Raw genomic sequence first — 24,636 nt, 5'->3', positions numbered from 1 at the left:
GACTGGTTCCCAGCCGCTTGGTGACCGTTTGCAACGGGCGCCATCGCCTAGAATGGGCACATGCCGCATTCGTCAGACACGCCCTCGCACGCCCTGAAGGCCGACAGCTTCGGTCGCATCCTCCTTGTGGAAGGGCCGGCCGGCTCCTTTGTACGCCGTGATCTGGGCGCCACACCACTGTGGTTGCGGCTGCCGGCCTGGTGGCTGGCCCGCCGTGAAGCACGCGCACTGCGCCACATCCACGGCATGGCCGATGTGCCGCAGCTGCTGGCGTGGGATGGACGTCATCTCGACCGCAGCTTCATGGCCGGCGACGCCATGTACCAGCGTCCGCCTCGCGGTGACCTGGCCTGGTTCCGCGCCGCGCGTCGCCTGCTGCAGCAGCTGCATCGCAATGGCGTGGCCCACAACGATCTGGCCAAGGAAGCCAACTGGCTGGTCACCGACGATGGCCGCCCGGCGCTGATCGACTTCCAGCTGGCGGTGATCGGCAACCCGCGCTCGCGCTGGATGCGCCTGCTGGCCCGTGAGGACCTGCGCCACCTGCTCAAGCACAAGCGCATGTACTGCCGCGAGTCGCTCACCCCGGTGGAAAAGCGGGTGCTCAAGCGCACCTCCTGGGTGCGCGAGCTGTGGTTCGCCACCGGCAAGCCGGTCTACCGCTTCGTCACCCGCCGCATCCTGCATTGGGAAGACAACGAGGGGCAGGGGCCGAAGCCGTGAGCCGTACGCAGGTGGTGACCGGCCCGCCGAGCGCAGGCAGCATCCTGCGCCCACAGCTGGCTGGCGCCGACTTCGTGCACGCCTGCCAGGCGACGACCCGTCGTGATGGGCGCTCGGCCTTGCAGGCCTATCGCGACATGGCGGCGACCATTCCCGGCTGGTTCGATGGGCTGATGGCACTGCGCAATCGCGGCATGCGCCTGCTCGGCATGAAGCACCTGGGCTCGTTGCGTGCGGTACAGGACATCGCGCAGCCGCGTCCGGGGCAACGGCTGGGCATCTTCACCCTGCAGTCGCTGGATGACGATGCCATCGTGCTGGAAGACGACGACCGCCACCTGCGTGTGCAGCTGGCCCTGCAGTGGCAGGGCGATGTGCTGGAAGTGGCGACGGTGGTGCATACGCACAACGCGTTCGGGCGTGTGTACATGCTGCCGGTCGCCCCGGTGCATCGGCTGATCGTGCCGCATCTGCTGAGGAAGCAGGTGCAGGCGTACCGGTAGATCCACGCCATGCGTGGGTGCATTAAGCAATTCAATGGTCGCGTGCAAGTGCCAGATGATTGCCGTTGACGACCCCTTCCATCTGTTCGCAGCGCTCGCCTAGAATCAGGAACGAGAGAGTCGCATGGAAGCAACGTCGCGCCGTCCTGGCGCGGCTACGCATGCGGACGCGAGGGGAAAATTGTGAAGCGAGTTGCTGCTTGGCAGTGCCGTGTTGCTACGGCACTGACGCTGTGCGTGGTCGCAGGTTCGGTCTCGGCAGTCGAGCCCTACCAGGAATACCGCAAGCTCATTGAGTCCGCCCAGAACCTGACGGCGCTGAAGGATGATCTTTTCGGCGAGAGCGTCAGCCTCTACAACGGCAAGACTGAGTTTGCCGTCACCGACGTCAGCCTGCCAGGCAACAACGCCCTGCCGGTGCAGATGCGGCGCCGGTTCAGTGTCGAGATGGACCTGGTCGGGAGTGGCAGCTTCAACGCCAGTCTCGATGGTGTGGGCGGCTGGGAGGTCGACACGCCGTACATCACCGGCATGTTCCCCGGCGCGAGCGCCTGGCTGAACAATCGTTGCAGTGGCGACATGGTGCCTCAGTGGCCCATTTCCTTCCGGCTCAACGAAGTCTGGCAGGGCAACATGATCCATGTCCCGGGTGGTGGTGATCGCACCATGTTGGGGGCCTGGAACAACACGCCGATGCCGACAGACGGCGTTGCACGCAAGTGGAGCACCTCGCATCGCGATGCCATCGACTGTATTCCAATGAAGTCGGGTCTGGCTGGCGAGGGCTATCGGGTCAGGACCACCTCGGGCGAGTCGTACTTCTTCGATACCGCGTTCACGCGCTTTGGCGGCACGCTGGAGCGCTCGGGCGGCGAAGGAGACAGGACCAAGATCGCTCGCACGCGCATCTACCTCATGGCCAGCCGTGTAGAGGACCGGTCGGGCAACTGGGTACAGTACGAGTACAACGGCAACGGTCACCCGACCCGGATCTGGTCCAGCGATGGCCGCGAGATCACGCTGGCCTACAGCGGCACGCTTCTGGTGTCGGTGACTGCCGCGGGCCGTACCTGGAACTATGGCTACGGTCAGGTCGAAGGCCAGAACCGCCTCACCGCAGTTACCCAGCCCGATGGAAGCACTTGGTCCTACGCCTACTCCAGCGCGCTGCGCGCCTGGGAGAAGGTGAACTGGGACGGCAACAGCAACGAGACCTGTCAGGAGCAGCCGCCGGAGCGTGACGGTACGCTGGTCATGACCATCAAGCATCCGTCCGGTGCGATGGGTGAGTTCCAGTTTTCGAATGGTCGCCAGTACCGCAGTGGCGTCCATGCCAGCGAGTGCATCCGCCGGATCGCACAGTCGGCGTACTACTACGAAATCGTCACCCCGTTTTTCTACGACGTAGTCTCGCTGAGAGCCAAGAAGATCTGGGGACCGGGCCTGCCGAAGGTGCTGCAGTGGAGCTATGACTATGGCAGCGGCTACGAGCCGCTCTGGGGCGGCGTGGGCGGTGCAGCCATCTACCCCTGCACGACCTGCAAGAAGGAAAAGCAGGTCACGATCTCAAATCCCGACGGAACCCGCACGGCCTACCGCTATGGCTCGCAGTACGCGCTGAATGAAGGGCGGCTGCTGGGTAGCAGCGTCATTGACGCGGCCGGGAATGTGGTCAAGAGCAGCACCTCGGTCTACATGACCGAAGACGAAGTGAAATCACAGCCATTCGCCCCGCTTCACGGGATGATCTACAGTGGCGACGAGCCGAGCACAGCTCAGGTGCGGCCGGTCGTGGCCGAGGCCATCCAGCAGGATGGCGTGACCTACCAGACCAGCATATTGTTGTTCGATGATCTGGCTCGCCCGTTGCGTGTCAATAGCGCCAGTCCTTTGGGCAGCCGCACCGATGCCACTCAGTATGCGGACGACCGAAGCAGATGGATTCTGGGCGCGATCGCGAAGGTCACCAACGAGAATACCGGCGTGGTGGTCGAGCAGACGACGTTCGATGGCCTGATGCGGCCCACGGAAGTGCGTTCGTATGGGTTGTTGAAGCAGGTACTGGGCTACAACCCTGACGGAACCGTGGCCATGGTGGATGACGGTCGTGGCAATCGCACTACGCTTTCCGGCTGGAAGCGCGGCACGCCACAGCAGATCCAGTTTGCCGACGGCGCTGTGCAGTCGGCGGTGGTGGACGACAATGGCTGGGTCAGCAGCGTTACCGATGAGAACGGTGCAACCACCCAGTACGGCTATGACGCAATGGGACGCATGGCCACCATCGACTGGCCGGCGGGCGACAGTGTGGCTTGGGCACGTACGACACAGAGTTTCACCGCCATCAACGGCGACGAGTACGGTATCGGAGCGGGTCATTGGCGGCAGACCGTCGCAACCGGAAACGCGCGGCGCAACGTCTATTTCGATGCCTTCTGGCGTCCGCTGCTGACTGAGGAATATGACGAGTCCTCGCGTGGCGTGACCCAGCGCTACCAGAGGTTTGCCTACGACGAAGCGGGTCGGCAGGTGTTCGCCTCGCACCCTGGCGAGTCTGCTGTGCTGAGTACAGGTACATGGACCGGCTACGACGCGCTGGGGCGACAGACCTCGGTGTCCGTCGACAGCGAGGCCGGTCTGCTGACATCGCTGACCAGTTATCTGGCGGGTGGCGGCTTGAAAGTGGTCGACCCCAAGGGCAATACGACGCTGACCACTTTCCAGGCGTTCGGTGCGCCGTCGACGGAATCCCCGGTGTCGATCATTCACCCGGCGGGCGCGTTCACCGATATCGATCGCGACATCTTCGGCAAGCCGCGCTCGATCGTGCGCCGCAACCAGGACGGCAGCGCCCGGATTGCCCGCAATTATGTGTATGACGGTCATCAGCAGCTCTGCAAGAGTGTGGAGCCGGAGACCGGCGCAACGCTGATGGGTTACGACGCAGCGGGCAATCTTGCCTGGAGCGCAGCTGGCCTGGACCTTTCCAGCACCACGGCATGCGACGCTGATGCTGGACCGGTTGCGGCCCGCAGGATCGTTCGTGGCTACGATGCGCGCAATCGGCTGTCGACACTTGCGTTCCCGGATGGGAATGGCAACCAGGGCTGGACGTATACAAGGGACGGCAAGCCGGCCACGGTGACCACGGCAAACGATGCGGGGACGACGCAGGCGATCAACACCTATACCTACAACAAGCGTGGGTTGTTGACGGCCGAAACCTCCAGTGACAGCACCCTCGGCATCCAGTCGCTGGGATATGCCTACAACGCCAATGGCGCACTTTCAGGCCTGACCTATCCGAGTGGGCGCTTCGTTGACTATGCGCCCAACGCGCTGGGCCAGCCGACCAAGGCCGGAGGCTACGCCTCAGGGGTGACTTACTACGCCAATGGGGGCATGAAGCAATTCACCTATGGCAATGGCATCGTGCACACGATGGCGCAGAACCAGCGCCAGTTGCCTACCCGGGTGGTCGACAGTGCCGGAGCGCTGGACACGACCTATGAGTACGACGCCAATGGCAACGTCGCGCGTATCGTCGACAATCTGGACGGGCAGCGCACGCGCACCATGGCCTACGACGGACTGGATCGTCTGATTCAGGCCACCTCGCCTTCGTTTGGCGGAGATGGCGTGTACCGCTACACCTACGATGCTGTGGACAACCTGCGTTCGGCCGCGCTGACCGGTGTCAAGGATCACGTCTATTGGTACGACACCCATAACCGGCTTACCAACGTACAGAACAGTGGAGGCGCCACCACTCTGGGCTTGAGCTACGACGCACAGGGCAACCTCTCCAGCCGCAACGGCGTCGGCTACAGCTTCGACTTCGGCAATCGCCTGCGCAGTGTGGCCAGCGCGGAGCGATACCGATACGACGCACATGGCCGGCGCATCCTGTCGGCGGGCGCCAATGACGGTGCCACCATTCGATCGCTGTACGGCAACGACGGTGTGCTGCGCCGGCAGGAAAATGCCCGGGAGGGCCGCAATACCGAGTACATCCACCTCAATGGCAGCCTGGTGGCGCAGGCCATCCAGGTCGTCGCGCCGGTTACGCCGGTCCTGACCGCGCCCGCGTTCAGCAACAACGGTGCCTATGCACTGCAGTGGACGGCGGTGTCTTACGCCAGCCGTTATGAACTGCGAGAGCAGGCAGCTGGCGGAGCTTGGGCCACGATCTACAACGGCGCCGAACGTAGCTGGAACACGTCCGCGAAGGCGGAAGGAACGTTTGGCTATGCTGTCCGCGCTTGCCAACAGGACAGCTGCAGTGGCTGGTCGGCGACGGCCAGTGTCGTGGTGCAGCGTCCTCCTGCGGCAAAGGCTGCTGTAAGCGCGCCCGCAACGGCATTCAATGGCAGCTACAGCATTACTTGGACGGAAGCGGCGGGCGCGGCAACCTATCGCCTGCAGGAGCAGGTGGGAGCGGGCGCCTGGCAGACGGTGCAGGAGAGCGCGGCGCGCAGTCTCGCGGTCTCCGGCAAGCCGGCCGGGACGTATGGGTACCGGGTCTTTGGCTGTAACCCAGCGGGCTGTGGTCCTGAATCAGATGTTGCCCGGACCCAGGTGATCTATCCGCCTGCAGCGGCACCTTCGCTCAACGTGCCGGGGCAGAGTCTCGATGGCAACTATACGATTGCGTGGAGCAGCGTCGACGGCGCATTGCGCTATGCACTGGAGGAGAGCTTCAACAATGGTGCATGGGCACAGGTTGCCTCACTGGCCAGCACCAGTCAGGCATTCGGTGGCAAGGGGACCGGCAACTATGCCTACCGCGTCCGGGCCGGCAACGATGCGGGGTGGGGCGTGTACTCGGCGACGAGTGTTGTTTCAGTGATCCGGCCACCGGCACCGCCCAGCCTGAGTGCGCCCGCAGGAACCTCGTCGGGCAGTGTCACGTTGAATTGGACGGGCGTTGCCATGGCGGCCAGCTACCTGCTGGATGAGAGTGTCAATGGCGGAACCTGGACGGCGGTCCAGAACGACGGTTCGACCCAGTCGCAGCGCAATGGTCTGGTGTTCGGCAACTACGCCTATCGCGTAAGGGCATGCAACATCTCTGGCTGCAGTGACTTCTCCAACACGGTGGTCGTCGCTTCCAATCCGCCCCCGGGTACGCCGCAGTTCATTCATTCCATCAAGTCGCAATGGAAGGAAGGGCGCGCCACCAAAATCTCCTGCGAGGTGAAGTGGACCAGCATGCCGGGTGCAACCAACTACGAGATGATGGCCTACGGCGGAAGGCTCGAGTATTCCGGTCCGGAGAGCTCAATCGAAGCTCAGGGCGCGGTCTACTGCGCGGAAGTACAGATTGTGCGCGCCTGCAATGCCAGCGGTTGTTCAGCCTGGTCCAACCCGTATCCGCAGAGCGTTGTGGATTACGGCGACCTGACCAACCCTCGGTGACCTGAAAATGAAGATCAAGAAAATTCTGGTTGGTGTCGCTGTTCTGTTGGGACTGTTGCTGGGCACGGTGAGTGTTTCGGCGCAGGAGATCGTCCAGTATGTGCATACCGACGCGCTGGGTTCCCCGGTTGCCATCTCTGATGCCAACGGCGCGATCGTCGAGCGCACCGTTTATGAGCCCTATGGTGCGACCGTAGGTGATGCGAAGGGGGATCGCCCGGGATTCACCGGGCATGTGTCGGACTCGGCGACGGGTCTGACGTACATGCAGCAGCGGTACTACGATCCGTTGGTCGGGATATTCCTATCGACAGATCCGGTCGACGTGGGCTTGGACAACGGAGCCCTATTTAATCGATACATGTATTCGGCACTGAACCCCTATACTTTCGTTGATCCAGATGGCCGCTGCACTGGCTCTAGAATCACGAATAGTGACGGTACTTGTAAGAGTACCGGTGGGAACACGACGGCCACTGGGCCGACATCATGACTCCGCGATTCCGAGGGCGCCATCCTCTGGCTCATCTCCGAGCGTGGCATCTGGCGGAGAATCAAACTCCAACTGGCAAGAGATAAAGTCGCGTCTTGGCTTGTCGGGAGATTTGACAAAGAATGGAAACATCTTTGACGTCGGTGCCCTTTTTCATGATATCGCGATACCCGCAATGTACTCGCGGGGCGGCGGAGGGCTGGCTTCTGTTCCTGCTGCAATTCCAATGCTTGCTCGATTCAATTTTGCGGTACGAGCAGAGCATGTATTTAGAAGCGCCGCAGGGCATGTGAATCCCACTACGGTTGCTTCACAAATGAGATTTGTTGGTCTTTTCCAGCGTGTCAGCTCAAACCCGGCGAACCTAAGGGTGGATGCGGTTGCCGCGCGGCTAATGACGCAAGATGCAGCCTCTGCCGGTGTCAGTACGTACACTCAGACGATGAGGGGAGGGGCGCAGGTTTGGGTTCATGTGCGGAATGGTGAGATAGTCAACGCAGGCGTTAATGCCGCCGGAAAGGTAAGATGATGATTGATTCTGATGAATTGACTGATGTGGCGAAAACTCTTGCCTGGTACAAGAGTAATTTCTTCGAGGGCTGTGAAGAGAGCTTTGTTGCGGATTTTATGGTTTTTTGTTGGCAGGCGGTTGATCCCGGTCGCGTTGCTTCGCTGGATTTAGATGATGAAACTGTAGATGCATGCGCCGACATGCTCTCTGAGTTGAAGCTCTTTGTTGATGAGAGATGCGGGGAATGGGGGGCGCCTGCTTTCTGGAGGCGCTATATCGATTGGGCGGACTACGCCGCAGATTTTCCGCTTGATGAGTGCAAGCTGTTTATGCGAGAGACTGTTGGTTATCTTGAGCCTTCATTTTTCGTATTTACGACCACCGGCGGCACTGAGATGAGGTCCGAAGCAATGACGATTTTTGCCGAATACTCGCAGTCCCGCAAGGCGCGGGCTGCCTATGTTCGATCGGTAATTGAAAGTCGGCTGACGACTGACTCCTTCTATCAGCGATCCCGTTGATTCTCTCTGTCGCGAGATGCGAGAAACTGCTGCTGCGGTCGTCGTTCGGCTTTGTGGTCAGGGCAAAGCCGATATGTATGCTTCGCGCGGTCGATGTCGCCGGGCATGGCCCGGTCCACAGAGCATCTCGGCGCTTAACGCTAACGCTTAATGCCTTACGGCGTCGCCGGCACCACCTGCTGGCCAATGAAGTTGCGCTTGGCGTCGAAGTCGTACGCGATCTGCAGCTGGCCCACATCCGGGCAGGCGTGGCAGTCGCGCAGCGGCGTGCGGTACAGCAGGCGGACGCCACCGTTCTCCAGCGGCGTGGCCCCGGCCGACTGCGCCGGTGCGAACGGCGTGGCCTGCGGGTGGTCCTTCAGCAGGGCCTGCACGGCGGGGTCGGCACGCAGGGTGTCGTCCAGCTGCACGGCATCCACATCGATGCGCTTGCCGGTGGCGTCGACCAGGCGGGTGCCCTCGTTGGTGTTGGCGCGGAACGGATACTCGACCGTCGCAATGCCCAGGCCTTCGTTCTCGTGCCAGGCCGTCACGTAGGCCAGCTCGCCCCCGGTGGACAGCTGTTCGGCGGCGGTGATCGCGTCGGCGCTGGCGCCGCCGGCGCGCATCGCATCGCGCAGGCAATCACGCGTGGCGGCGTTCTCACCCTGGCGGCAGGCGTTGAGGTCGCCATCCCACACCACGGCCTCGCTCCAGCGCAGCTTGCCGTCGGCGGCGGCCTTCTCCGCGCTGGGCGTGTCACCGGCAGGTGGCTCCTTGCCCGGTTCCGGCGAACGGCCCTGGCAGGCGGTCAGCAGGGCAAGCCCCAGGGCAGGCAGCAACAGGCGGGAACGGCGCATGGCGTGGACCTCGTGCGTTGTCTGGAGGCCCAAGTATCGTCAAGGCCGGGTGAACTCCACGTCGGCGCGGCATACTAGCGGCTCATTGCATACGCTGGAGTGTGGGACGTGGGCAGTCTGCAGGGCAAAACGCTTTTCATCACCGGTGCCTCGCGTGGCATCGGCCTGGCCATCGCACTGCGCGCTGCGCGCGACGGCGCCAACGTGGCCATTGCGGCCAAGTCGTCGGTGCCGAATCCGAAGCTGCCGGGCACCATCCACACCGCGGCCGAAGCGGTGACGGCGGCAGGCGGGCAGGGCCTGGCCCTGAAGTGCGACATCCGCGAGGAAGAGCAGGTGCACGCGGCGGTTGCGGCCACGGTCGATACCTTCGGTGGCATCGACATCCTGGTCAACAATGCCAGCGCGATCTGGCTGCGTGGCACGCTGGATACGCCGATGAAGCGCTTCGACCTGATGCAGCAGGTCAATTCGCGCGGCAGCTTCCTGTGCGCGCAGGCCTGCCTGCCGTACCTGCTGCAGGCGCCGAACCCGCACATCCTCACTCTCGCGCCGCCGCCAAGCCTGGAACCGCAGTGGTGGGGCGCGCATACCGGCTACACGCTGGCGAAGATGGGCATGAGCTTCGTCACGCTCGGCCTGGCCGCGGAATTCGGCCCGCAGGGTGTGGCGGTGAACGCGCTGTGGCCGCGCACGGTGATCGCCACCGATGCGATCAACATGATTCCGGGCGTCGATGCGGCCGGCTGCCGCACGCCGCAGATCATGGCCGATGCTGCGCACGCGGTGCTGGTGCGCGAGGCGGCGGGTTTCCACGGCCAGTTCCTGATCGACGATGACGTGCTGGCACAGGCGGGTATCACCGATCTGTCCGGCTATGCGGTGGATCCATCGCGTCCGTTGTTGCCGGATCTGTTCCTGGAGTGATCGCGCGTCGCCGGCAGAGGCCGAGGGCTGCGACCTTCGGCCTGCTGCGCTAGAATGCGCGGCTGTAATCGTTTTCAACAAGGACGTGAACCCATGTCACGCACTCTTTCCGTCGCGGCGCTGGCCGCTTCGCTGTCGATTGTCCTGGCTGCCTGCGGCGGCAAGGCACCCGCAACCACTGGCGACGCCGGCCCTTCCAGCACGCCCGACGCCAGCGCGGCGCCGTCCGACGCACAGCAGCAGTTGACCGCCAAGCTCAACGCCTACATCGGCTGCTTCAACACGCTTGATTCGAAGACCCACGGCAGCATCGAGTCCTATACGCGCTGGATCAAGGACGTCGAGGCCGGCCCGAGCGGGCGCGAGACCCAGGTGTACGGTCCGTTCGAGATCAGCGATTACGACATGAAGCAGTGCGATGGCCCCGTGACCGAGGCAATGGCTGCCAAGCCGGCGCTGGCTGAGCTCGATGCCGCTGCTGGCCATTACCAGCAGGCGCTGAAGGCACTGGTGCCGCTCAGCAAGGACGCGCACGACTATTACGATCGCCAGGACTACGAAGACGACCAGTTCGCCAAGGGAAAGCAGCTGCACGCGCCCTTGATGGCCGCCTTCAAGGAGTTCGTGACTGCCAGCGAAACGTTCAACGCCGAGCTGGAGCGCCAGAACGACGCCGCCCAGCGCGAGCAGCTCAAGGTATTGGAACAGGCCGAGGGACGCACGCGCGAGTACTACCGTCTGGCAATGATGCTGGAAGCCAAGGCCATCATGGATCTGATGAGTGAGGATGACTTCGATCAGGCCAAGGCGCGCGAGCGCCTGGATGCGTTCAACCGCATTTCCGACGAAGCGCATGCGAAGGTGGCTGATCAGGAGCCGGGCAAGCTGGACTGGAACAGCTTCGAGCGTGAAGCCGAGAACTTCCGTCGCGAAGGCAAGGAGCGGCTGCAGCGCGTCAGCGAGAAAAAGCCTTACAGCGATTTCGAACGACGCATGCTGGATTCGCCCTCGATGGCGCCGCGTGGCTCCGCCAACAAGCTGATGCAGGAATACAACTCGCTGGTTTTCCAGAGCAACCGCCAGTAGCGAAGCTCAACGTTATTTTTGTCGCGATCGAGCAGGATGATTGCGACATGACGCGCCCCGCAGCCCCGAATGCCAGCACCTTCCCGAGGTGCTGGAGCGCGCGCCCGCGCCATGCATGAAGATGCCTGCAGTTTTCACTGGTGCAAGGAACTGATTTGAACGCATCCACACGCCTGATTCCCGTTCTCCTGCTTGGCGCGCTGGCCGGCTGCAACAACCCGGCGGGGCTGGCGGTCGCCGACCCCGGGCTGGGGAAGGTGAACGCCTACATCGAGTGTTACAACGGCGTCGAACAGCCCATCCGCGAGGGTTTCCAGACCTATACGGGCTGGATGAAGGATCCCGAGGCCGGCCCGACCGGCAAGGAAGCGCAGCCGCGTTCACCCGGCAAGCTGTTGTCGCACCGGGTCGACCATTGCGGCCAGCCGCTGACCGATGCGCTGGCAAAGACCCCTGCCACGCCGCTGGATGCACCAGCGCGATAGTACCAGCGGGCATTCCAGGCACTGAACACCCTGATCGAGCGTGCCGATGGGTACTTCACCCGCGAGGACTATCGTCGCGATGGTGGCGAAGGGATGCGCAGCCAGCATACCCCGCTGATGCAGGCCTATGCTGATTTCTTCAAGGCCAGCGAAGCGATGGATGCTGCGCTGGAAAAGAACGAGAACGATCGCCGCGCCGCCCAGCTGAAGCAGATCGAGGAAAGCGAAGGCCGCTCGCTGGCCTATTACCACCTGCGCCTTGTCGGCGATGGCAAGCAGCTGGCGATGGCGTTCCAGAGCGACGCACCGGACGTTGCGGCGTTGCGCGGCCAGCTGGCCGACTATCAGGCGCTGGTGACGGAAATCCAGAACAGTGGTGTCGGCAAGGACGACCCGATGTGGGGTCATGTGCAGCGTTCGGCCGACAAGCTGGTGCGTACCGCCGGTCGCGGTGTCGAGCGTCTGGAGCAGGGCAAGCCGATCACCGCCGATGCGTTGGCCGCCGAGCGCAAGGCGTCGGGCAGCTGGCTCACCACCGATCCTGAGGGCGCGCAGTCGACGATCCTGGATGCCTACAACGACCTGGTGACCACCAGCAACCGCATGCGTTGAGGAGGATCCACGCATGGCGTGGAGCTACCGAGGGTAGTGCCGGGTCACGCCCGGCACGCACCCTGCGGGTTTGGTAGTGCCGGCCGCTGGCCGGCATGTGCCTCAATGGCTGAATGCATCCGGTAGTTCACCCCCGCACTTGCGGCAATGCCGTGCATCCGGCTCGTGGCCTTCCAGCCCGCAGTGCGGGCAGCCACGCGCATCGCGGCGCGCGGCCAGCTCGGCTTCACGCATGGTGCTGGCCAGCTCCGCGGTGTAGATGCCGGTGGGCACGGCGATGATGCTGTAGCCGATCAGGATCAGCACCGACGTGACGAAGCGGCCAAGCACGGTCTGCGGCACGATGTCGCCGAAGCCGACCGTGGCCATGGTCACCACCGCCCAGTACATGCTGGCCGGGATGTTGGTGAAGCCGTGTTCGGGGCCCTCGATCACGTACATCAGCGCGCCGGCGATGATGGTGATGGTGATCACCGTGAACAGGAACACCAGCACCTTGCGCCTGCTGCGCCACAGCGACGTCATCAGCACGCCGCTTTCCTCGATGTAGCGGGTCAGCTTGAGGATGCGGAACACGCGCAGGATGCGCAGCGCGCGTACCACCAGCAGGCTCTGCGCGCCAGGAATGAACATCGACAGGTAGGCGGGCAGGATCGACAGCAGGTCGATGATGCCCCAGATGCTCACCGCGTAACGCAGCGGGCGCTTGACCACGGCCAGCCGCAGCAGGTACTCGGCGGTGAAGATGATCGTGAAGGCCCATTCCAGGATGTACAGGCCGGTGGACCATTCGGCATGCAGGTGCTGCACGCTGTCGATCATCACCACCAGGATGCTGGCGACGATCGCCACCACCAGGATCAGGTCGAAATTGCGCGAGGGCCGCGAGTCGTGGCGGTAGATGATGTCGAACCACCGGCGGCGCCAGCCGGTCTCGGTGGCGGGGTTCAGCTGGGGGGCAGAAAACGGTCGCATGGGCGCATTGTGCCGCAGGGGTTCCGGCGCGAGAATGGGGATTCCTGAACCCTGCCGACTGCCATGACCGCCGCTACCGATCCGCTGATCTCCCTTTCGCACTATTACCTGCCGGTCTACAAGCCCCGTCAGGTGGTACTGGAGCGAGGCCAGGGCGCCCGCGTGTGGGACAGCCAGGGCCGTGAGTTCATCGACCTGGCCGCCGGCATCGCCGTGTGCGGGCTGGGCCACAACGATCCGGACCTGGTGGCCGCACTGGTCGAGCAGGCCGGCAAGCTCTGGCACACCAGCAACGTGTTCTACAGTGCGCCGCCGCTGCACCTGGCCGAGGAGCTGGTGAAGGCCAGCCGCTTCGCCGAGCGCGTGTTCCTGTGCAACTCCGGCGCCGAAGCCAACGAAGTGGCGATCAAGATGGTCCGCAAGTGGGCCTCCAGCCAGGGCCGCCCGGCCGACAAGCGGGTGATCATCACCTTCCGTGGCAGTTTCCACGGCCGCACCCTGGGCGCGGTGACCGCCACTGCCCAGCCGAAGTACCAGGAAGGCTACGAGCCGCTGCCCGGCGGCTTCCGCTACATCGATTTCAACGATGAAGTACAGCTGGAAACCGCGATGGCCGCCGGCGACGTGGCGGCGGTGATGCTGGAGCCGATCCAGGGCGAGGGCGGCGTGATGCCGGCCAAGTCCGGTTTCCTCAAGCGCGTGCGCGAACTGTGCGACCAGCACAACGCACTGCTGGTGCTGGACGAGATCCAGGCCGGCATGGGCCGCACCGGCACGCTGTTCGCGCACTGGCAGGACGACGTGGTGCCGGACATGGTTACCCTGGCCAAGGCACTCGGTGGCGGCTTCCCGATCGGCGCGATGCTGGCCGGCCCGAAGGTGGCCGAGACCATGCAGTTCGGCGCGCACGGCACCACCTTTGGTGGCAACCCGCTGGCTGCTGCGGTGGCCCGCGTGGCGCTGCGCAAGCTGGCCTCGGCGGAGATCGCCGCCAACGTCAGTCGCCAGTCCAAGGCGCTGCGCGATGGCTTCGCCCGCATCAACGACGAGTTCGGTGTGTTCAGCGACGTGCGTGGTCGTGGCCTGATGCTGGGCGCGGTGCTGAGCAAGGACTTCGCCGGCCAGGCCGGTGCGATCCTCGACCACGCCGCCGAGCACGGCCTGCTGACCCTGCAGGCCGGCCCGGACGTGCTGCGCTTCGTGCCGTCGCTGAACATCACCGACGAAGAAGTGGCCGAAGGCCTGAAGCGCCTGCGCGCGGCGATTGCCGCGTTCATCGCCGCGCGCTGAGGCCATCGTGCCGGGGTCGGATCCCTCTCCTGCGGAGAGGGCTCTGACCCGTTGCTGAGGAATGCCCGTAGAGCCGAGCCCATGCTCGGTTCATCGCGATGCCAGGCCACAGCAGCCGAGCATGGGCTCGGCTCTACAGTGGTTCACGCAATCCGGTAACGCTTCAACACCTTGCCCAATCCCCGGCCATCGCGCACGGTTTCCGCGTGCAGGCCGGCAGCGCGCGCGCCACGCACATTGGCGAACAGGTCATCGACGAACAGCGTGCGCGAAGGTGCCACGCCCAGCGCTTCCAGCGTGCGCAGAAACACCGCCGGCGCCGGTTTGCGCAGGCCGAAATCCGCACTGCAGAACACGCGCGCCTGCAGGGCAGGAAACAGTTCCGGCAGCAGGGTGGGCAATGCCTGCTGCATCAGCGCGCCGTTGTTGGTCAGCACCGCGATTGGCAGTTGCAGGGCCTGCAATCGTTGCAACACGGCCGCCTGAGGATGGCTGGCGGCCCGTCGCGCCGCGGTCCATGCAGCCACATCGACAGTCGTGCCCAGAAGCTCTCCCAGCTGCGCCAGATAGGCCGGGCCATCCAGCGTGCCATTGTCATGCGCTGCTTCCAGCCCGCTGTCGTACAGCGCGGCCTGTACGGCGTGCGTCGGAACCTGCAGTGTCCGGGCCAGATGCAGCACGCGTTGCCCGCGCTGGTACTGCACCAGCACGCCATCCACATCCAGCAGCAACAGGTCGATCCGCATCGGCTGAGCATGCCATTGCGATGAGTGCGCGGGAAACCCTGGAGCTGGCATGCGACAGACGGTCGCAGACGGCGCCGCAGGGGGCTGCCTAGAATGGCGCTTGAATCCGCAGGAGATGCAATGATGAAGGCTTGGAGGGTGGCAGTGGGACTGGGTGCGCTGATGCTGGCGCCGTCGGCGATGGCGCGGGTGTGTGCGGTGAGCATCGACAGCACCGACCAGATGAGCTTCAGCAGCCGCGAGATCAAGGTTGCCGCTGATTGCACCGCCGTGGACCTGACCCTGCGCCATACCGGCAAGCTGGCGGTCACCGCGATGGGCCACAACTGGGTGCTGACCCGCAGCGCTGATTACCAGCCAGTGGCGATGGCGGGCATGCGCATGACCCTGGCTGACAGCTACCTGCCGAAGGCCGACAAGCGCGTGCTGGCGCACACCAAGGTGATCGGTGGCGGCGAGACCGCGCGCGTGCGTTTCTCTACCCAGGGCCTGCAGAAAGGTGGCGACTACACCTTCTTCTGTTCGTTCCCCGGCCACTTCGCGATGATGAAGGGCAAGTTCCTCTTCGGTTAGAAAAAAAAGGGGACGGAGGGGATTAAGTCGTTTGTGCACAAACGACTTAATCCCCTCCGTCCCCTTTTTGCGATCAGCCCTTGGTGGCCTTGAACGCCACGCGTGCAGCGGCGAGGGTGGCCTCGATCACCGCATCGTCGTGCGCGCTGGACAGGAAACCGGCTTCGTACGCCGACGGCGCCAGGAACACGCCCTGGTCCAGCATCGCATGGAAGAAGCGGTTGAACGCCGGGATGTCACAGGCAGTGGCCTGCGCATAGGTCTCCACCTTCTCGCTGGTGAAGAACAGCCCGAACATCGCGCCCACGCGGGTGGTGGTCACGGCCACGCCGGCTTCGGCGGCGGCCGCTTCCAGGCCGGCACACAGGCGCGCGGTGCGCTCGGCCAGGTCGGCGTGGAAGCCCGGCTGCTGGATCAGTTCCAGCATCGCCAGACCGGCGGCCATCGCCACCGGGTTGCCGCTCAGCGTACCTGCCTGGTAGATCGGGCCGGCCGGGGCGATCTGCTGCATCAGCTCGCGGCGGCCGCCGTAGGCCCCGACCGGCATGCCGCCGCCAATGATCTTGCCGAAGGTGGTCAGGTCCGGGGTGATGCCGTAGTGCGCCTGTGCGCCGCCGAGGGCGACGCGGAAGCCGGTCATCACCTCGTCGAAGATCAGCAGCGCGCCATGCTTCGTGCACAGTTCGCGCAGGTGCTGCAGGTAGCCCTCGCGCGGCGGGATGCAGTTGGCGTTGCCGACCACCGGCTCGATGATCAGGCCGGCAATGTCGCCACCCTGCTGCGCGAACAGCGCAGTGGCCGCTTCGAAATCGTTGTAGGGCAGGGTCAGGGTCAGTTCGCTCAGCCCGGCCGGGACGCCCGGCGAGGTCGGCACGCCCAGCGTCAGCATGCCGCTGCCGGCCTTGACCAGGAACGAGTCGCCATGGCCGTGATAGCAGCCTTCGAACTTCACGATGCGGTTGCGGCCGGTCGCACCACGCGCCAGGCGGATCGCCGACAGCGTGGCCTCGGTGCCGGAGTTGACCATGCGCACCATCTCGCACGACGGCACCAGGCGGGTGATGGTCTCGGCCATGGTCACTTCGGCTGCGCACGGCGCGCCGAAGGACAGGCCGTTGTCGATCGCCTTCTTCACCGCCTGGCGCACGGCCGGGTGGTTGTGGCCGACGATCATCGGGCCCCAGGAACCGACGTAGTCGATGTAGCGGTTGCCGTCGACGTCGTACAGGTAGGCGCCGTCGGCGCGCTCGACGAAGAACGGTTCGCCACCGACCGATTTGAACGCGCGTACCGGCGAATTGACGCCGCCCGGCAGCAGTTGCTGGGCGCGGGAGAACAGGGCGTGGGACTGGTCGTGGTTCATGGGGCTTTCCTGGGCGTTACGCGAACTGGGCGAGGTAGGCGCGCTGGGTCGCGACCGGGTCTTCGGCGGCGAACACGCTGCTGACCACGGCGACCAGATCGGCGCCGGCGTCGATGATGGGACCGACATTGTCCGGCGTCAGGCCGCCGATCGCCACCCGCGGCACGCCCAGTGCGGCGCTTTGCCGCAGCAGGTCGGTATGCGCGCGGCTGCTGGTGACCTTGGTCGTGGTCGGGAAGAACGCGCCGAAGGCCACGTAGCTGGCGCCGGCGGCCACGGCCTTCTCTGCATTGGCCAGCTGGTCGTAGCAGGAGGCGCCGATGATGGCCTCGGCACCGAGCAGGGCGCGTGCGCTGGGGATGTCACCGTCGGTGCCGCCGAGGTGCACCCCCGCCGCGCCAACGGCTTTGGCCAGCGCCGGGTCGTCGTTGACGATCAGCGGCACGCCGTGTTCCGCGCACAGCGCCTGCAGGGCGGTGGCCTGCTCCCGCCGCAGCGCGTCACTGGCGGTCTTGTTGCGGTACTGCAGCCAGGTGGCGCCAGCGGCCAGCAGCGGCGCGGTACGGGCCAGCAGGCGTGCGGTATCGGGCTCGTCCGGGGTGATCAGGTAGACGCCGCGGGGCGCCGGGGAAGCAGAAGTCATCGATGGCTACCGGTGAGTGGACCGCGATGGGACAATGGCGGCCCGTGAATCCAGCCCTGATTATCCGATGAGCGATGCCACCCCCACCACCTTGCGCACCTGGATGTGCGTGGTCTGCGGCTTCCTGTACAACGAAGCGGAGGGCCTGCCGGAGGAGGGCATCGCGCCGGGGACGCGCTGGGAGGACATTCCGGAGACCTGGACCTGCCCGGACTGCGGGGTCACCAAGGCCGATTTCGAGATGGTCGAGGTCGATTGATGAGGGTAGGTGTGGACTGTTGGTCCACACCCCGGCACCCTCAATGCAGCCGCGGCATCGGTCCGCCGAGGTCGATCAGCTTCTCGCGCAGCCACTGCGCATCACTGGCTTCCGGGTTGCGCTTCAGGTACTGCCCCAGGTCGTGGCGGGCACCGGCCAGGTACTCCAGTTGCAGGTAGGCCAGGCCGCGGTCACGCAGCGCATCGTCCTGCTCCGGGGCGAGCTTCAGCAGGCGGTCGGCACTGCGCGCGGCGCGGTCCCATTCGCCGGCCTCGGCATACACGCCGTGCAGGTTGCGCAGCATGCGCATCAGGATCGCGCGCGCCGGCGCCGGGTCCAGAATCTGCGCCAGCACCTGGTCGTCGGGCATCTGCCCGCCCAGGTGTGACTTGGCGCGTTCGCGCAGTTCGTCCACGTCCAGCGGGCGACCACCATTGAACGGGTCCATCACCAGCACGCCGTCGTCCACCGGCAGGCGCACCAGGAAGTGGCCGGGGAAGGACACGCCGTCGAGCGGAATGCCCAGCCGCCGCGCGACTTCCATCTGCACCAGCGCCAGCGAGATCGGGTTGCCCAGCCGGCGCTCGAATACCTGGTTGAGGTAGCTGTTGCGCGGGTCGTAATACTCGTCGTGGTCGCCGCTGTAGCCCAGCTCGTCGAACAGGTGGCGGTTGATCGCCGCCATCTTCAATGGACTGTTGTCGATGCTCTCCACTTCCGAGCGGAGGTGGTCGACGTGGCTCTGGATCAGCGCATCGTAGGTCGACGGCTGCAGATCGGGGTATTCATCGCGCGCGATCAGCAGCGCGGTCGGCAACAGTGGCAGCGCCTCGTCTTCGAGGTCGGCCAGTGCATCCCAGTCGGGGAGTGTGATCCGGTCCTGCATGGCCACAGACTGGCGTCATTCGCAGGCCGTTTCAAGCGGTGCCGCGTGAAAAATGCAGGGGTCAGATCCCTTTCGCGTGCGAAGGGGATCTGACCCCTGCAGGGTTGCCGGCCAGCGGCCGGCACTACTGCGGGTGCCGGGCGCAGCCCGGCCGTACCTTACTTTTCGATGCCCGGGCCGAATTTCAGCTCCGTGCCGTCCTTCAACTGCAGCTTCTCGGCCTGGCCGGCGTTGAGTTCCAGCACGTAGCGCGCCGGGCCACCGCTGGGGTAGGGCGGGCACATGTCGCCGGCCGAGCACGGCGGTACGTCGCGCTGCTGGCTGACCAGCCTGCGCTGGCTGTCGAAGTACAGGATGTCCAGCGCGATCCTGGTGTTCTTCATCCAGTACGCCTGCATTTCTTCGCGGTCGTGGATGAACAGCATGCCGTGGTCGGCCGCCATCTGGTCGCGGAACATCAGCCCGCGCGCGCGGGTTTCATCGTTGGTGGCCAGCTCCACCTGGTAGCGGGCGCCATCCAGCTCGACCCAATGGCGGGCCGCGTCGGTGGCACAGCCGGCCAGGGCCAGCAGCGGAAGCATCAGCAGCGAACGCAACAGCGACATGGTCAGGATCCTTCGGAAGGGTCAGAGCACGACCGGCGGCTCGCCGCCGACGATCACCACGTCGGCGCGACGGCGCGCGAACAGGCCCACGCAGACCACGCCCGGCAGTTGGTTGAGCTCGCGCTCCAGCTTTTCCGGATCGGTGATCTGCAGGTTGTGGATGTCCAGGATCTGGTTGCCATTGTCGGTGACCACGCCTTCGCGCCAGGTCGGCTGGCCGCCGGTCATGTCGCGGATCTGCCGGGCGACCAGGCTGCGCGCCATCGGGATCACTTCCACCGGCAGCGGGAACCTGCCCAGCACCGGCACCTGCTTGCTCGGGTCGACGATGCAGATGAAGCGCTCGCTGGCCTCGGCGATGATCTTCTCGCGGGTCAGTGCGGCGCCGCCGCCCTTGATCAGGCACTTGTTCGGATCGCACTCATCGGCGCCGTCCACGTACAGCGACAGGTTGCCGCTGTGGTTCAGCTCGATCACTTCGATGCCGTGCTGCTTCAGGCGCGCGGTGCTCTGCTCGGAGCTGGACACGGCGCCCTTGATGCGGTGCTGGATGCGGGCCAGGGCATCGATGAAATAGGCCACGGTGGAACCGGTGCCGACACCGACGATCATGCCGTCTTCGACGTATTCGATGGCTTTCTCGGCGGCCAGGCGCTTGGCTTCGGACATGGGAGAACTCTCAGGCAGGGAATCAGGATTTCTTTTCCAGCGACAGCAGCAGCTTCCACTGCGCGGCGGTCACCGGGAACACCGACAGGCGGTTGCCCTTGGCAACCAGCGGGAAGCCTTCGCCCAGTTCCTCGGCGTGCAGCTTGATCTCGTCCAGCGCGATCACCTGCTTCAGCTTGCGGTCGAAGGCCACGTCCACCAGCATCCAGCGCGGGTTCTCGCGCGTGCTCCTGGGGTCGTAGTAGTCGGATTTTGGATCGAACTGGGTGTCGTCCGGATAGGCGGTGCTGGCCACCGTGGCCAGGCCGACGATGCCCGGCACCTTGGTATTGGAGTGGTAGAACAGGATGCCGTCGCCCACCTGCATGCCATCGCGCATGAAGTTGCGCGCCTGGTAGTTGCGCACCCCGTTCCAGGGTTCGACCTTGACCTTGGCCAGGTCATCGATGGAGAAGGCGTCCGGTTCGGACTTCATCAGCCAGTAGCGCTTGCGGGCGGTCATGCGTTCACGGGGGCAGCGGAGGGGAACAGGGTGCCGTCTTCGGTGCAGATCGCATCCACCGGCACGTCCCACGACGCCACCGGCAAGGACTCGACCTGCTGCACCGCGAACGCAGCACCGACCAGCCAGGGCGGCGCCGGCCGGTCATGGCGGAAGGCGAAGCTGCGATCATACCAGCCGCCCCCCATGCCCAGCCGCCGGCACTGTGCGTCGAAGCCCACCAGCGGGGCCACCACCAGCGCCATCTGCGCCGGTTCCAGCGTATCGTCCAGCGCTACGTCCGGTTCGGGAATGCCGTAGCGGTTGCTGGTCAGCGCCTGCCCCGGCCGCCACGGCGCGAAGCGCAGCACCTCGCCGGCCAGCACCGGCAGGCAGTAGGTGAGCCCTTCGGGCAGTTGCAGCTGCCAGCGGTGCAGGGCGATTTCGCCATCCAGCGCCCAGTAGCCGGCCACGGCGCCTTCGCGTGGGGCGAACGGCAGGGCGAGCAGGGCATCGGCAAGGGATTCGGCGGCAGCAATGCGCTCACCGGCGGAAAGGTCGCGGCGGCGTTGCCGCAGGTCGTGGCGCAGGGCCTGGCGCGGGTCGGTCATGGCAGCGTGCGGCAAGGATCAGCCGCCATTGTGCCGGAAAGAACAAGGGCGACGCCCGAAGACGCCGCCCTTGCTGGAATATTGCATTCTCCGCAATGTCGATGCATGCGAAACGACCTTGAACCCGGGGGCTCAAGTGGGAACGCTGGAGAACCATCGGGCTTCCCGCTACAAGGCGGACCTGCACTCCCGGCGCTGTCGCGCTCCCGGTGTCGTTCTTAAGGGACAAGGCGAATGTTTGCACATGCCGTCGAGTACCGCAGAGAACGCGTGGCCATTATAGCCAGCGTGCAGGATCTGGATAGGCCGTTCGTCGGCAACAGTCCGTGCCAATTCAGATATGCGAAAAGGGGACGGAGGGGATTAAGACGTTTCCGGCACGGATGGGGCGAATGCGCCTTAATCCCCTCCGTCCCCTTTTTCTAGGGGGTGCCGTCGATCGCGCGGTCGAGGCGCCTGTTCAGGTCGGCCAGCGTCTGCTGCAGGGCCACGGCCTGGCGGGCGTTCTCGTCGCGCAGCAGCTGCAGTTCGTGGGCCAGGTTCAGTGCGGCCAGCACGGCGACGCGGTCGACGGCGGCCATGCGGTTGCTGCCGCGGATTTCGCGCATGCGCGCATCGAGCAGGCGCGCGGCGGCCATCAGGCTGTCGCGTTCATCGCCGCCGACACCCACCGTGTATTCACGATCGAGGATGCGGACACTGACCGGTTCGGCGCTCATGTGTGCTGCTCCAGGGATTTGAGCCGGCTGATCATTGCTTCCACCCGCGAGCGTGCCTGCTCGTTCTTGGCCAGCAGCGTGGAACGCTCGGCCACCAGCTGTTCCTGCTGGTGGCGCAGGCTGCGGTTCTCCTCGGCCAGGCGCTGGTTGCGTTCGAGCAACGCTTCCACGCGGGCGGCGAAGTCCTGCAGCTGGGCAAGGGGATCGGCGGGTTCCATGCGGGCACGATAGGCAAGCCGGGCAAGGGCGGTCAAGCGTTGTCGCAGCAAGGCCTGGCGGCCGCAGAGAGGACGCCGCCGGGTTGCTACACTACGGGGTCTCACGGGCGCGCGCGTGCGCGCCCCGGGTTTCCTTCTCCGAACGAGCCGCACGATGACCGAACTTCCCTCCGTCGACGACGTTACCCGCGCCAGCCAGGAACTGGGCCTGGGCGCTACCGCTGCCGAGCTGCACGGTGCGCTGTGTGGCTGGCTGGCCGCCGGTGGCGCCCCCGGCAACGACTGGCCGGCACGGGTGCTGGCCGACGACAACCTGCCGCCGGTGGCCGCCGACAGCGTGCTGGGGCAGCTGCTGCAGGCGACCATCAAGCAGCTGGAAGACCGCGACTTCGCCTTCGAACTGCTGCTGACAGACGGCGACGACGTGTCCGCGCAGGCCGATGCCATGTTCAGCTGGACCCGCTCGTTCCTGGGGGGGTTCGGCCTGGGCAGCGGCGGCCGTCGCCCGACCTTGTCCGAAGAGGGTGAAGAAGCGCTGACCGACATGGCCAGCCTGGCACGCGCCTCCAGCGAGGATTTCGAAGCGGGTGGCGATGATGACGACGAAGCCCTGTCGGAGATCGAGGAGTTCATCCGCGTGGCGGTACTGCTGCTGCACGGTGACGTGGTGCTGGCCTCGCGCCATCGGCAGCGCCTGAACTGATGGACATCAAGCAGCGCACCGGCATCGCGGCCGGCGAATACAAGCGTCGGCGCCGCCAGCTGATGGACATGGCCGGCGAGGACGCGATCCTGGTGCTGCCGGCCGCGGCCGAGAAGGTGCGCAGCCTCGATACCCATTACCCGTTCCGCCAGGACTCGGACTTCCAGTACCTGAGCGGTTTCCCGGAGCCGGAGGCGGTATTGGTGCTGATCCCGGGCCGGCGCCACGGCGAGGCCATCCTGTTCTGCCGCGAACGTGATGCCGAGCGCGAAGCCTGGGACGGCAGCCGTGCCGGCCAGGAAGGCGCGGTGGCGCAGTACGGCATGGACGATGCGTACCCGATCGATGATCTGGACGACATCCTGCCGGGCCTGTTGGAAGGCCGTTCGCGCGTCTACTACCACTTCGGTCGCGACGCCGATTTCGACCTGAAGCTGATCGGCTGGGTCAACCGCGTGCGTTCGCAGGTGCGCCACGGCGCGCAGCCGCCGCATGAATTCCTTGAACTGGGCCATCTGCTGCACGAGCAGCGCCTGTTCAAGTCCGGTGCGGAAGTTGCATTGATGCACCACGCCGCGCAGATCAGCGTGCGTGCGCATCTGGCGGCGATGAAGGCTGCCAGGGCCGGCATCCACGAATACGAGCTGCAGGCCGAGCTGGAACGCGTGTTCCGCGCCAGCGATGCAGTGCCGGCGTATTGCAGCATCGTCGGTGCGGGCCGCAACGGTTGCATCCTGCATTACCGGGACAACAACGCGCGTTCGCGCGACGGCGAGCTGGTGCTGATCGACGCCGGTGCCGAGTACCGTGGCTACGCCAGCGACATCACCCGCACGTTCCCGGTGAATGGCCGCTTCAGCGCCGAGCAGCGTGCACTGCACGACCTGGTCGGCGATGCGCAGGCCGCAGCGCTGGCCCAGGCCAGGCCGGGCGTGCCGTACGAGGCCGGTCACCTGGCCGCGGTGCAGACCCTGACCGAGGGCCTGCTGCGGCTGGGCCTGCTGAAGGGGACGCTGGAAAAGAACCTGTCCGAAGGCCTGTACCAGCGTTTCTACCGGCACAAGACCGGGCACTGGATCGGGCTGGACGTGCACGATGTGGGCGATTACCGCCTGGCGGGCGATTCGCGGCTGCTGGAGCCGGGCATGGCATTCACCATCGAGCCGGGGCTGTACATCGGCGTGGACGATACGACGGTGGAACCGCGCTGGCGCGGCATCGGCATCCGTACCGAGGATGATGTGCTGATCACCGACGACGGTCATCGCGTGCTGACCGAAGGTCTGGCGCGCAGCGCCGACGAGATTGAAGCGGTGATGGCGGGGTAAGGGGTGTTCTGCAGGGCTTGCAGCCCTGCACCCGCAGAGGCAACAGCAAGAGCAACAGCAACAGCAACAGCAACAGCAACAGCGCGCATTCCGTGGGATGGCGGGGCACTGTGGGTGTGCGGGGACGCCGTGAACCCATCCATGGGGGCTTGGTCGCGGCATCCATGCCGCTCACACCCCGCAAACCCACAGTACCCCGCCTTCGACAGGTTCACGCGGCTGTTGGCAACTGCGGTTATTGGCACGCGCGGCTGTTGGTAGGTGTCGACCTTGGTCGACACGGAGCGAGCGCAGCGAGCGACCCGCTTCTGCTTTTCTTTCTTCTTTTTCCGTGGTTGGACGCAGCAGGAAACTGTCAAAGGACGGGCGGGGTGGGTTTGCAGGACCGTTGGCGCCATGGATGGCGCCATCGAGCCCCCATGGATGGGTTTACGGCGTGTCCTGCAAAC

Annotated in this window: 24 protein-coding genes, 1 other RNA gene and 1 pseudogene; 13 read left to right on the top strand and 13 right to left on the bottom strand. The window is 65.1% G+C overall.

The features are described from left to right. Positions 1 to 60: 60 nt before the first annotated feature. The 5 genes from ACT6SE_RS17330 to ACT6SE_RS17310 all read left to right on the top strand — a co-directional run bounded on the left by ACT6SE_RS17330 (position 61) and on the right by ACT6SE_RS17310 (position 8,169). A complete protein-coding gene (locus ACT6SE_RS17330; RefSeq protein WP_014648307.1) occupies positions 61 to 723 on the top strand; it encodes a serine/threonine-protein kinase in 663 nt (220 codons plus the stop codon). After that, entirely contained in the window at positions 720 to 1,226 is a 507-nt protein-coding gene (locus ACT6SE_RS17325) for a DUF2867 domain-containing protein (RefSeq protein WP_041863783.1), read from the top strand. The genes ACT6SE_RS17330 and ACT6SE_RS17325 overlap by 4 nt, the downstream gene beginning before the upstream one ends. A gap of 183 nt (positions 1,227 to 1,409) precedes the next feature. After that, positions 1,410 to 6,644, top strand: coding sequence for an RHS repeat domain-containing protein (locus ACT6SE_RS17320; RefSeq protein WP_014648305.1), 5,235 nt, complete (start codon positions 1,410 to 1,412; stop codon positions 6,642 to 6,644). 7 nt (positions 6,645 to 6,651) lie between these two features. Then, entirely contained in the window at positions 6,652 to 7,137 is a 486-nt protein-coding gene (locus tag ACT6SE_RS17315) for an RHS repeat-associated core domain-containing protein (protein WP_052728167.1), read from the top strand. A gap of 525 nt (positions 7,138 to 7,662) precedes the next feature. After that, a complete protein-coding gene (locus ACT6SE_RS17310) occupies positions 7,663 to 8,169 on the top strand; it encodes a hypothetical protein (RefSeq protein WP_046432352.1) in 507 nt (168 codons plus the stop codon). A 155-nt stretch (positions 8,170 to 8,324) separates the two neighbouring features. Here ACT6SE_RS17310 and ACT6SE_RS17305 read toward each other — a convergent pair whose 3' ends face one another. Beyond that, positions 8,325 to 9,008: a hypothetical protein gene (locus tag ACT6SE_RS17305; protein WP_032956036.1), complete on the bottom strand. Its 684-nt coding sequence runs from the start codon at positions 9,006 to 9,008 to the stop codon at positions 8,325 to 8,327. 108 nt (positions 9,009 to 9,116) lie between these two features. Between ACT6SE_RS17305 and ACT6SE_RS17300 the strand changes: the two genes are divergently transcribed. The 3 genes and pseudogenes from ACT6SE_RS17300 (at position 9,117) to ACT6SE_RS17290 (ending at position 12,118) form a co-directional block, all read left to right on the top strand. Beyond that, on the top strand, positions 9,117 to 9,935 hold the full coding sequence (locus ACT6SE_RS17300) for an SDR family oxidoreductase (protein WP_088375448.1): 819 nt from the start codon (positions 9,117 to 9,119) through the stop codon (positions 9,933 to 9,935). 93 nt (positions 9,936 to 10,028) lie between these two features. Then, complete coding sequence (locus tag ACT6SE_RS17295; RefSeq protein ID WP_046432348.1) at positions 10,029 to 11,021, top strand: YiiG family protein; 993 nt, start codon at positions 10,029 to 10,031, stop codon at positions 11,019 to 11,021. A 155-nt stretch (positions 11,022 to 11,176) separates the two neighbouring features. After that, positions 11,177 to 12,118 (top strand): annotated as a pseudogene (locus tag ACT6SE_RS17290) (YiiG family protein). 102 nt (positions 12,119 to 12,220) lie between these two features. Here the strand turns inward: ACT6SE_RS17290 and ACT6SE_RS17285 are convergent. After that, positions 12,221 to 13,093, bottom strand: a complete 873-nt coding sequence (locus ACT6SE_RS17285; protein WP_014648300.1) for an ion transporter — start codon at positions 13,091 to 13,093, stop codon at positions 12,221 to 12,223. A gap of 63 nt (positions 13,094 to 13,156) precedes the next feature. Between ACT6SE_RS17285 and ACT6SE_RS17280 the strand changes: the two genes are divergently transcribed. Further along, the gene (locus ACT6SE_RS17280; protein WP_014648299.1) at positions 13,157 to 14,383 is read left to right on the top strand and encodes an acetylornithine transaminase; all 1,227 of its coding nucleotides are present in this window, start codon (positions 13,157 to 13,159) and stop codon (positions 14,381 to 14,383) included. A gap of 143 nt (positions 14,384 to 14,526) precedes the next feature. Here ACT6SE_RS17280 and ACT6SE_RS17275 read toward each other — a convergent pair whose 3' ends face one another. Beyond that, positions 14,527 to 15,129, bottom strand: a complete 603-nt coding sequence (locus ACT6SE_RS17275) for an HAD-IA family hydrolase (RefSeq protein WP_014648298.1) — start codon at positions 15,127 to 15,129, stop codon at positions 14,527 to 14,529. Positions 15,130 to 15,252: 123 nt separating this feature from the next. Between ACT6SE_RS17275 and azu the strand changes: the two genes are divergently transcribed. Then, positions 15,253 to 15,702 carry an azurin gene (gene azu, locus ACT6SE_RS17270; RefSeq protein WP_046432386.1) on the top strand — a complete coding sequence of 150 codons (450 nt, stop codon included), beginning with the start codon at positions 15,253 to 15,255 and terminating at the stop codon, positions 15,700 to 15,702. A 73-nt stretch (positions 15,703 to 15,775) separates the two neighbouring features. Here azu and hemL read toward each other — a convergent pair whose 3' ends face one another. After that, positions 15,776 to 17,065 (bottom strand): glutamate-1-semialdehyde 2,1-aminomutase, encoded by a 1,290-nt coding sequence (gene hemL, locus ACT6SE_RS17265; protein WP_046432344.1) that lies wholly within the window; start codon positions 17,063 to 17,065, stop codon positions 15,776 to 15,778. A gap of 16 nt (positions 17,066 to 17,081) precedes the next feature. Then, positions 17,082 to 17,708 (bottom strand): thiamine phosphate synthase, encoded by a 627-nt coding sequence (thiE, locus tag ACT6SE_RS17260; protein ID WP_046432341.1) that lies wholly within the window; start codon positions 17,706 to 17,708, stop codon positions 17,082 to 17,084. Positions 17,709 to 17,742: 34 nt separating this feature from the next. On the opposite strand from thiE, the gene ACT6SE_RS17255 reads away from it, so the two are divergent. Continuing rightward, entirely contained in the window at positions 17,743 to 17,967 is a 225-nt protein-coding gene (locus ACT6SE_RS17255) for a rubredoxin (RefSeq protein ID WP_075076014.1), read from the top strand. Between the two features lie 40 nt (positions 17,968 to 18,007). Here ACT6SE_RS17255 and ACT6SE_RS17250 read toward each other — a convergent pair whose 3' ends face one another. The 8 genes from ACT6SE_RS17250 to ACT6SE_RS17215 form a co-directional block, all read right to left on the bottom strand. Next, positions 18,008 to 18,853 (bottom strand): SirB1 family protein, encoded by an 846-nt coding sequence (locus ACT6SE_RS17250; RefSeq protein WP_024957828.1) that lies wholly within the window; start codon positions 18,851 to 18,853, stop codon positions 18,008 to 18,010. A gap of 158 nt (positions 18,854 to 19,011) precedes the next feature. After that, on the bottom strand, positions 19,012 to 19,458 hold the full coding sequence (locus ACT6SE_RS17245; protein WP_014648292.1) for a DUF192 domain-containing protein: 447 nt from the start codon (positions 19,456 to 19,458) through the stop codon (positions 19,012 to 19,014). 21 nt (positions 19,459 to 19,479) lie between these two features. Beyond that, the gene (gene rpiA, locus ACT6SE_RS17240; protein WP_014648291.1) at positions 19,480 to 20,127 is read right to left on the bottom strand and encodes a ribose-5-phosphate isomerase RpiA; all 648 of its coding nucleotides are present in this window, start codon (positions 20,125 to 20,127) and stop codon (positions 19,480 to 19,482) included. Between the two features lie 22 nt (positions 20,128 to 20,149). Continuing rightward, positions 20,150 to 20,629 (bottom strand): EVE domain-containing protein, encoded by a 480-nt coding sequence (locus ACT6SE_RS17235; protein ID WP_046432339.1) that lies wholly within the window; start codon positions 20,627 to 20,629, stop codon positions 20,150 to 20,152. Then, positions 20,626 to 21,219 carry a 5-formyltetrahydrofolate cyclo-ligase gene (locus ACT6SE_RS17230; protein ID WP_032956052.1) on the bottom strand — a complete coding sequence of 198 codons (594 nt, stop codon included), beginning with the start codon at positions 21,217 to 21,219 and terminating at the stop codon, positions 20,626 to 20,628. The genes ACT6SE_RS17235 and ACT6SE_RS17230 overlap by 4 nt, the downstream gene beginning before the upstream one ends. An 83-nt stretch (positions 21,220 to 21,302) precedes the next feature. After that, positions 21,303 to 21,488: non-coding RNA, 6S RNA (gene ssrS, locus ACT6SE_RS17225), on the bottom strand. A gap of 153 nt (positions 21,489 to 21,641) precedes the next feature. Further along, positions 21,642 to 21,938 carry a cell division protein ZapA gene (locus tag ACT6SE_RS17220; protein WP_005410899.1) on the bottom strand — a complete coding sequence of 99 codons (297 nt, stop codon included), beginning with the start codon at positions 21,936 to 21,938 and terminating at the stop codon, positions 21,642 to 21,644. Continuing rightward, positions 21,935 to 22,156 (bottom strand): TIGR02449 family protein, encoded by a 222-nt coding sequence (locus ACT6SE_RS17215; RefSeq protein ID WP_005410898.1) that lies wholly within the window; start codon positions 22,154 to 22,156, stop codon positions 21,935 to 21,937. Before ACT6SE_RS17215 ends, ACT6SE_RS17220 begins: the two co-directional genes overlap by 4 nt. A 154-nt stretch (positions 22,157 to 22,310) precedes the next feature. On the opposite strand from ACT6SE_RS17215, the gene ACT6SE_RS17210 reads away from it, so the two are divergent. Further along, positions 22,311 to 22,859, top strand: a complete 549-nt coding sequence (locus ACT6SE_RS17210) for a YecA/YgfB family protein (protein ID WP_014648288.1) — start codon at positions 22,311 to 22,313, stop codon at positions 22,857 to 22,859. 5 nt (positions 22,860 to 22,864) lie between these two features. Beyond that, positions 22,865 to 24,187, top strand: a complete 1,323-nt coding sequence (locus tag ACT6SE_RS17205) for an aminopeptidase P N-terminal domain-containing protein (protein ID WP_087786593.1) — start codon at positions 22,865 to 22,867, stop codon at positions 24,185 to 24,187. The last annotated feature ends 449 nt before the right edge of the window (positions 24,188 to 24,636 follow it).

The organism is Stenotrophomonas sp. LC732 (assembly GCF_052446685.1).
GTDB classification, from domain to species: Bacteria; Pseudomonadota; Gammaproteobacteria; order Xanthomonadales; family Xanthomonadaceae; genus Stenotrophomonas; species Stenotrophomonas muris.
The sequence above is the reverse complement of the archived record's forward strand: the minus strand, read 5'-3'. Positions and strand labels throughout refer to the sequence as shown.

Bases quoted from the DNA above. Each gene is read 5' to 3' on its own strand.
- azu (WP_046432386.1), top strand. From the start codon at position 15,253: ATGAAGGCTTGGAGGGTGGCAGTGGGACTGGGTGCGCTGATGCTGGCG.
- ACT6SE_RS17305 (WP_032956036.1), bottom strand. From the start codon at position 9,008: ATGCGCCGTTCCCGCCTGTTGCTGCCTGCCCTGGGGCTTGCCCTGCTG.
- ACT6SE_RS17210 (WP_014648288.1), top strand. From the start codon at position 22,311: ATGACCGAACTTCCCTCCGTCGACGACGTTACCCGCGCCAGCCAGGAA.
- ACT6SE_RS17220 (WP_005410899.1), bottom strand. From the start codon at position 21,938: ATGAGCGCCGAACCGGTCAGTGTCCGCATCCTCGATCGTGAATACACG.
- ACT6SE_RS17255 (WP_075076014.1), top strand. From the start codon at position 17,743: ATGGCGGCCCGTGAATCCAGCCCTGATTATCCGATGAGCGATGCCACC.
- ACT6SE_RS17310 (WP_046432352.1), top strand. From the start codon at position 7,663: ATGATGATTGATTCTGATGAATTGACTGATGTGGCGAAAACTCTTGCC.
- ACT6SE_RS17245 (WP_014648292.1), bottom strand. From the start codon at position 19,458: ATGTCGCTGTTGCGTTCGCTGCTGATGCTTCCGCTGCTGGCCCTGGCC.
- ACT6SE_RS17330 (WP_014648307.1), top strand. From the start codon at position 61: ATGCCGCATTCGTCAGACACGCCCTCGCACGCCCTGAAGGCCGACAGC.
- rpiA (WP_014648291.1), bottom strand. From the start codon at position 20,127: ATGTCCGAAGCCAAGCGCCTGGCCGCCGAGAAAGCCATCGAATACGTC.
- ACT6SE_RS17295 (WP_046432348.1), top strand. From the start codon at position 10,029: ATGTCACGCACTCTTTCCGTCGCGGCGCTGGCCGCTTCGCTGTCGATT.
- thiE (WP_046432341.1), bottom strand. From the start codon at position 17,708: ATGACTTCTGCTTCCCCGGCGCCCCGCGGCGTCTACCTGATCACCCCG.
- ACT6SE_RS17280 (WP_014648299.1), top strand. From the start codon at position 13,157: ATGACCGCCGCTACCGATCCGCTGATCTCCCTTTCGCACTATTACCTG.
- ACT6SE_RS17275 (WP_014648298.1), bottom strand. From the start codon at position 15,129: ATGCGGATCGACCTGTTGCTGCTGGATGTGGATGGCGTGCTGGTGCAG.
- ACT6SE_RS17235 (WP_046432339.1), bottom strand. From the start codon at position 20,629: ATGACCGCCCGCAAGCGCTACTGGCTGATGAAGTCCGAACCGGACGCC.
- hemL (WP_046432344.1), bottom strand. From the start codon at position 17,065: ATGAACCACGACCAGTCCCACGCCCTGTTCTCCCGCGCCCAGCAACTG.
- ACT6SE_RS17250 (WP_024957828.1), bottom strand. From the start codon at position 18,853: ATGCAGGACCGGATCACACTCCCCGACTGGGATGCACTGGCCGACCTC.
- ACT6SE_RS17215 (WP_005410898.1), bottom strand. From the start codon at position 22,156: ATGGAACCCGCCGATCCCCTTGCCCAGCTGCAGGACTTCGCCGCCCGC.
- ACT6SE_RS17285 (WP_014648300.1), bottom strand. From the start codon at position 13,093: ATGCGACCGTTTTCTGCCCCCCAGCTGAACCCCGCCACCGAGACCGGC.
- ACT6SE_RS17230 (WP_032956052.1), bottom strand. From the start codon at position 21,219: ATGACCGACCCGCGCCAGGCCCTGCGCCACGACCTGCGGCAACGCCGC.
- ACT6SE_RS17315 (WP_052728167.1), top strand. From the start codon at position 6,652: ATGAAGATCAAGAAAATTCTGGTTGGTGTCGCTGTTCTGTTGGGACTG.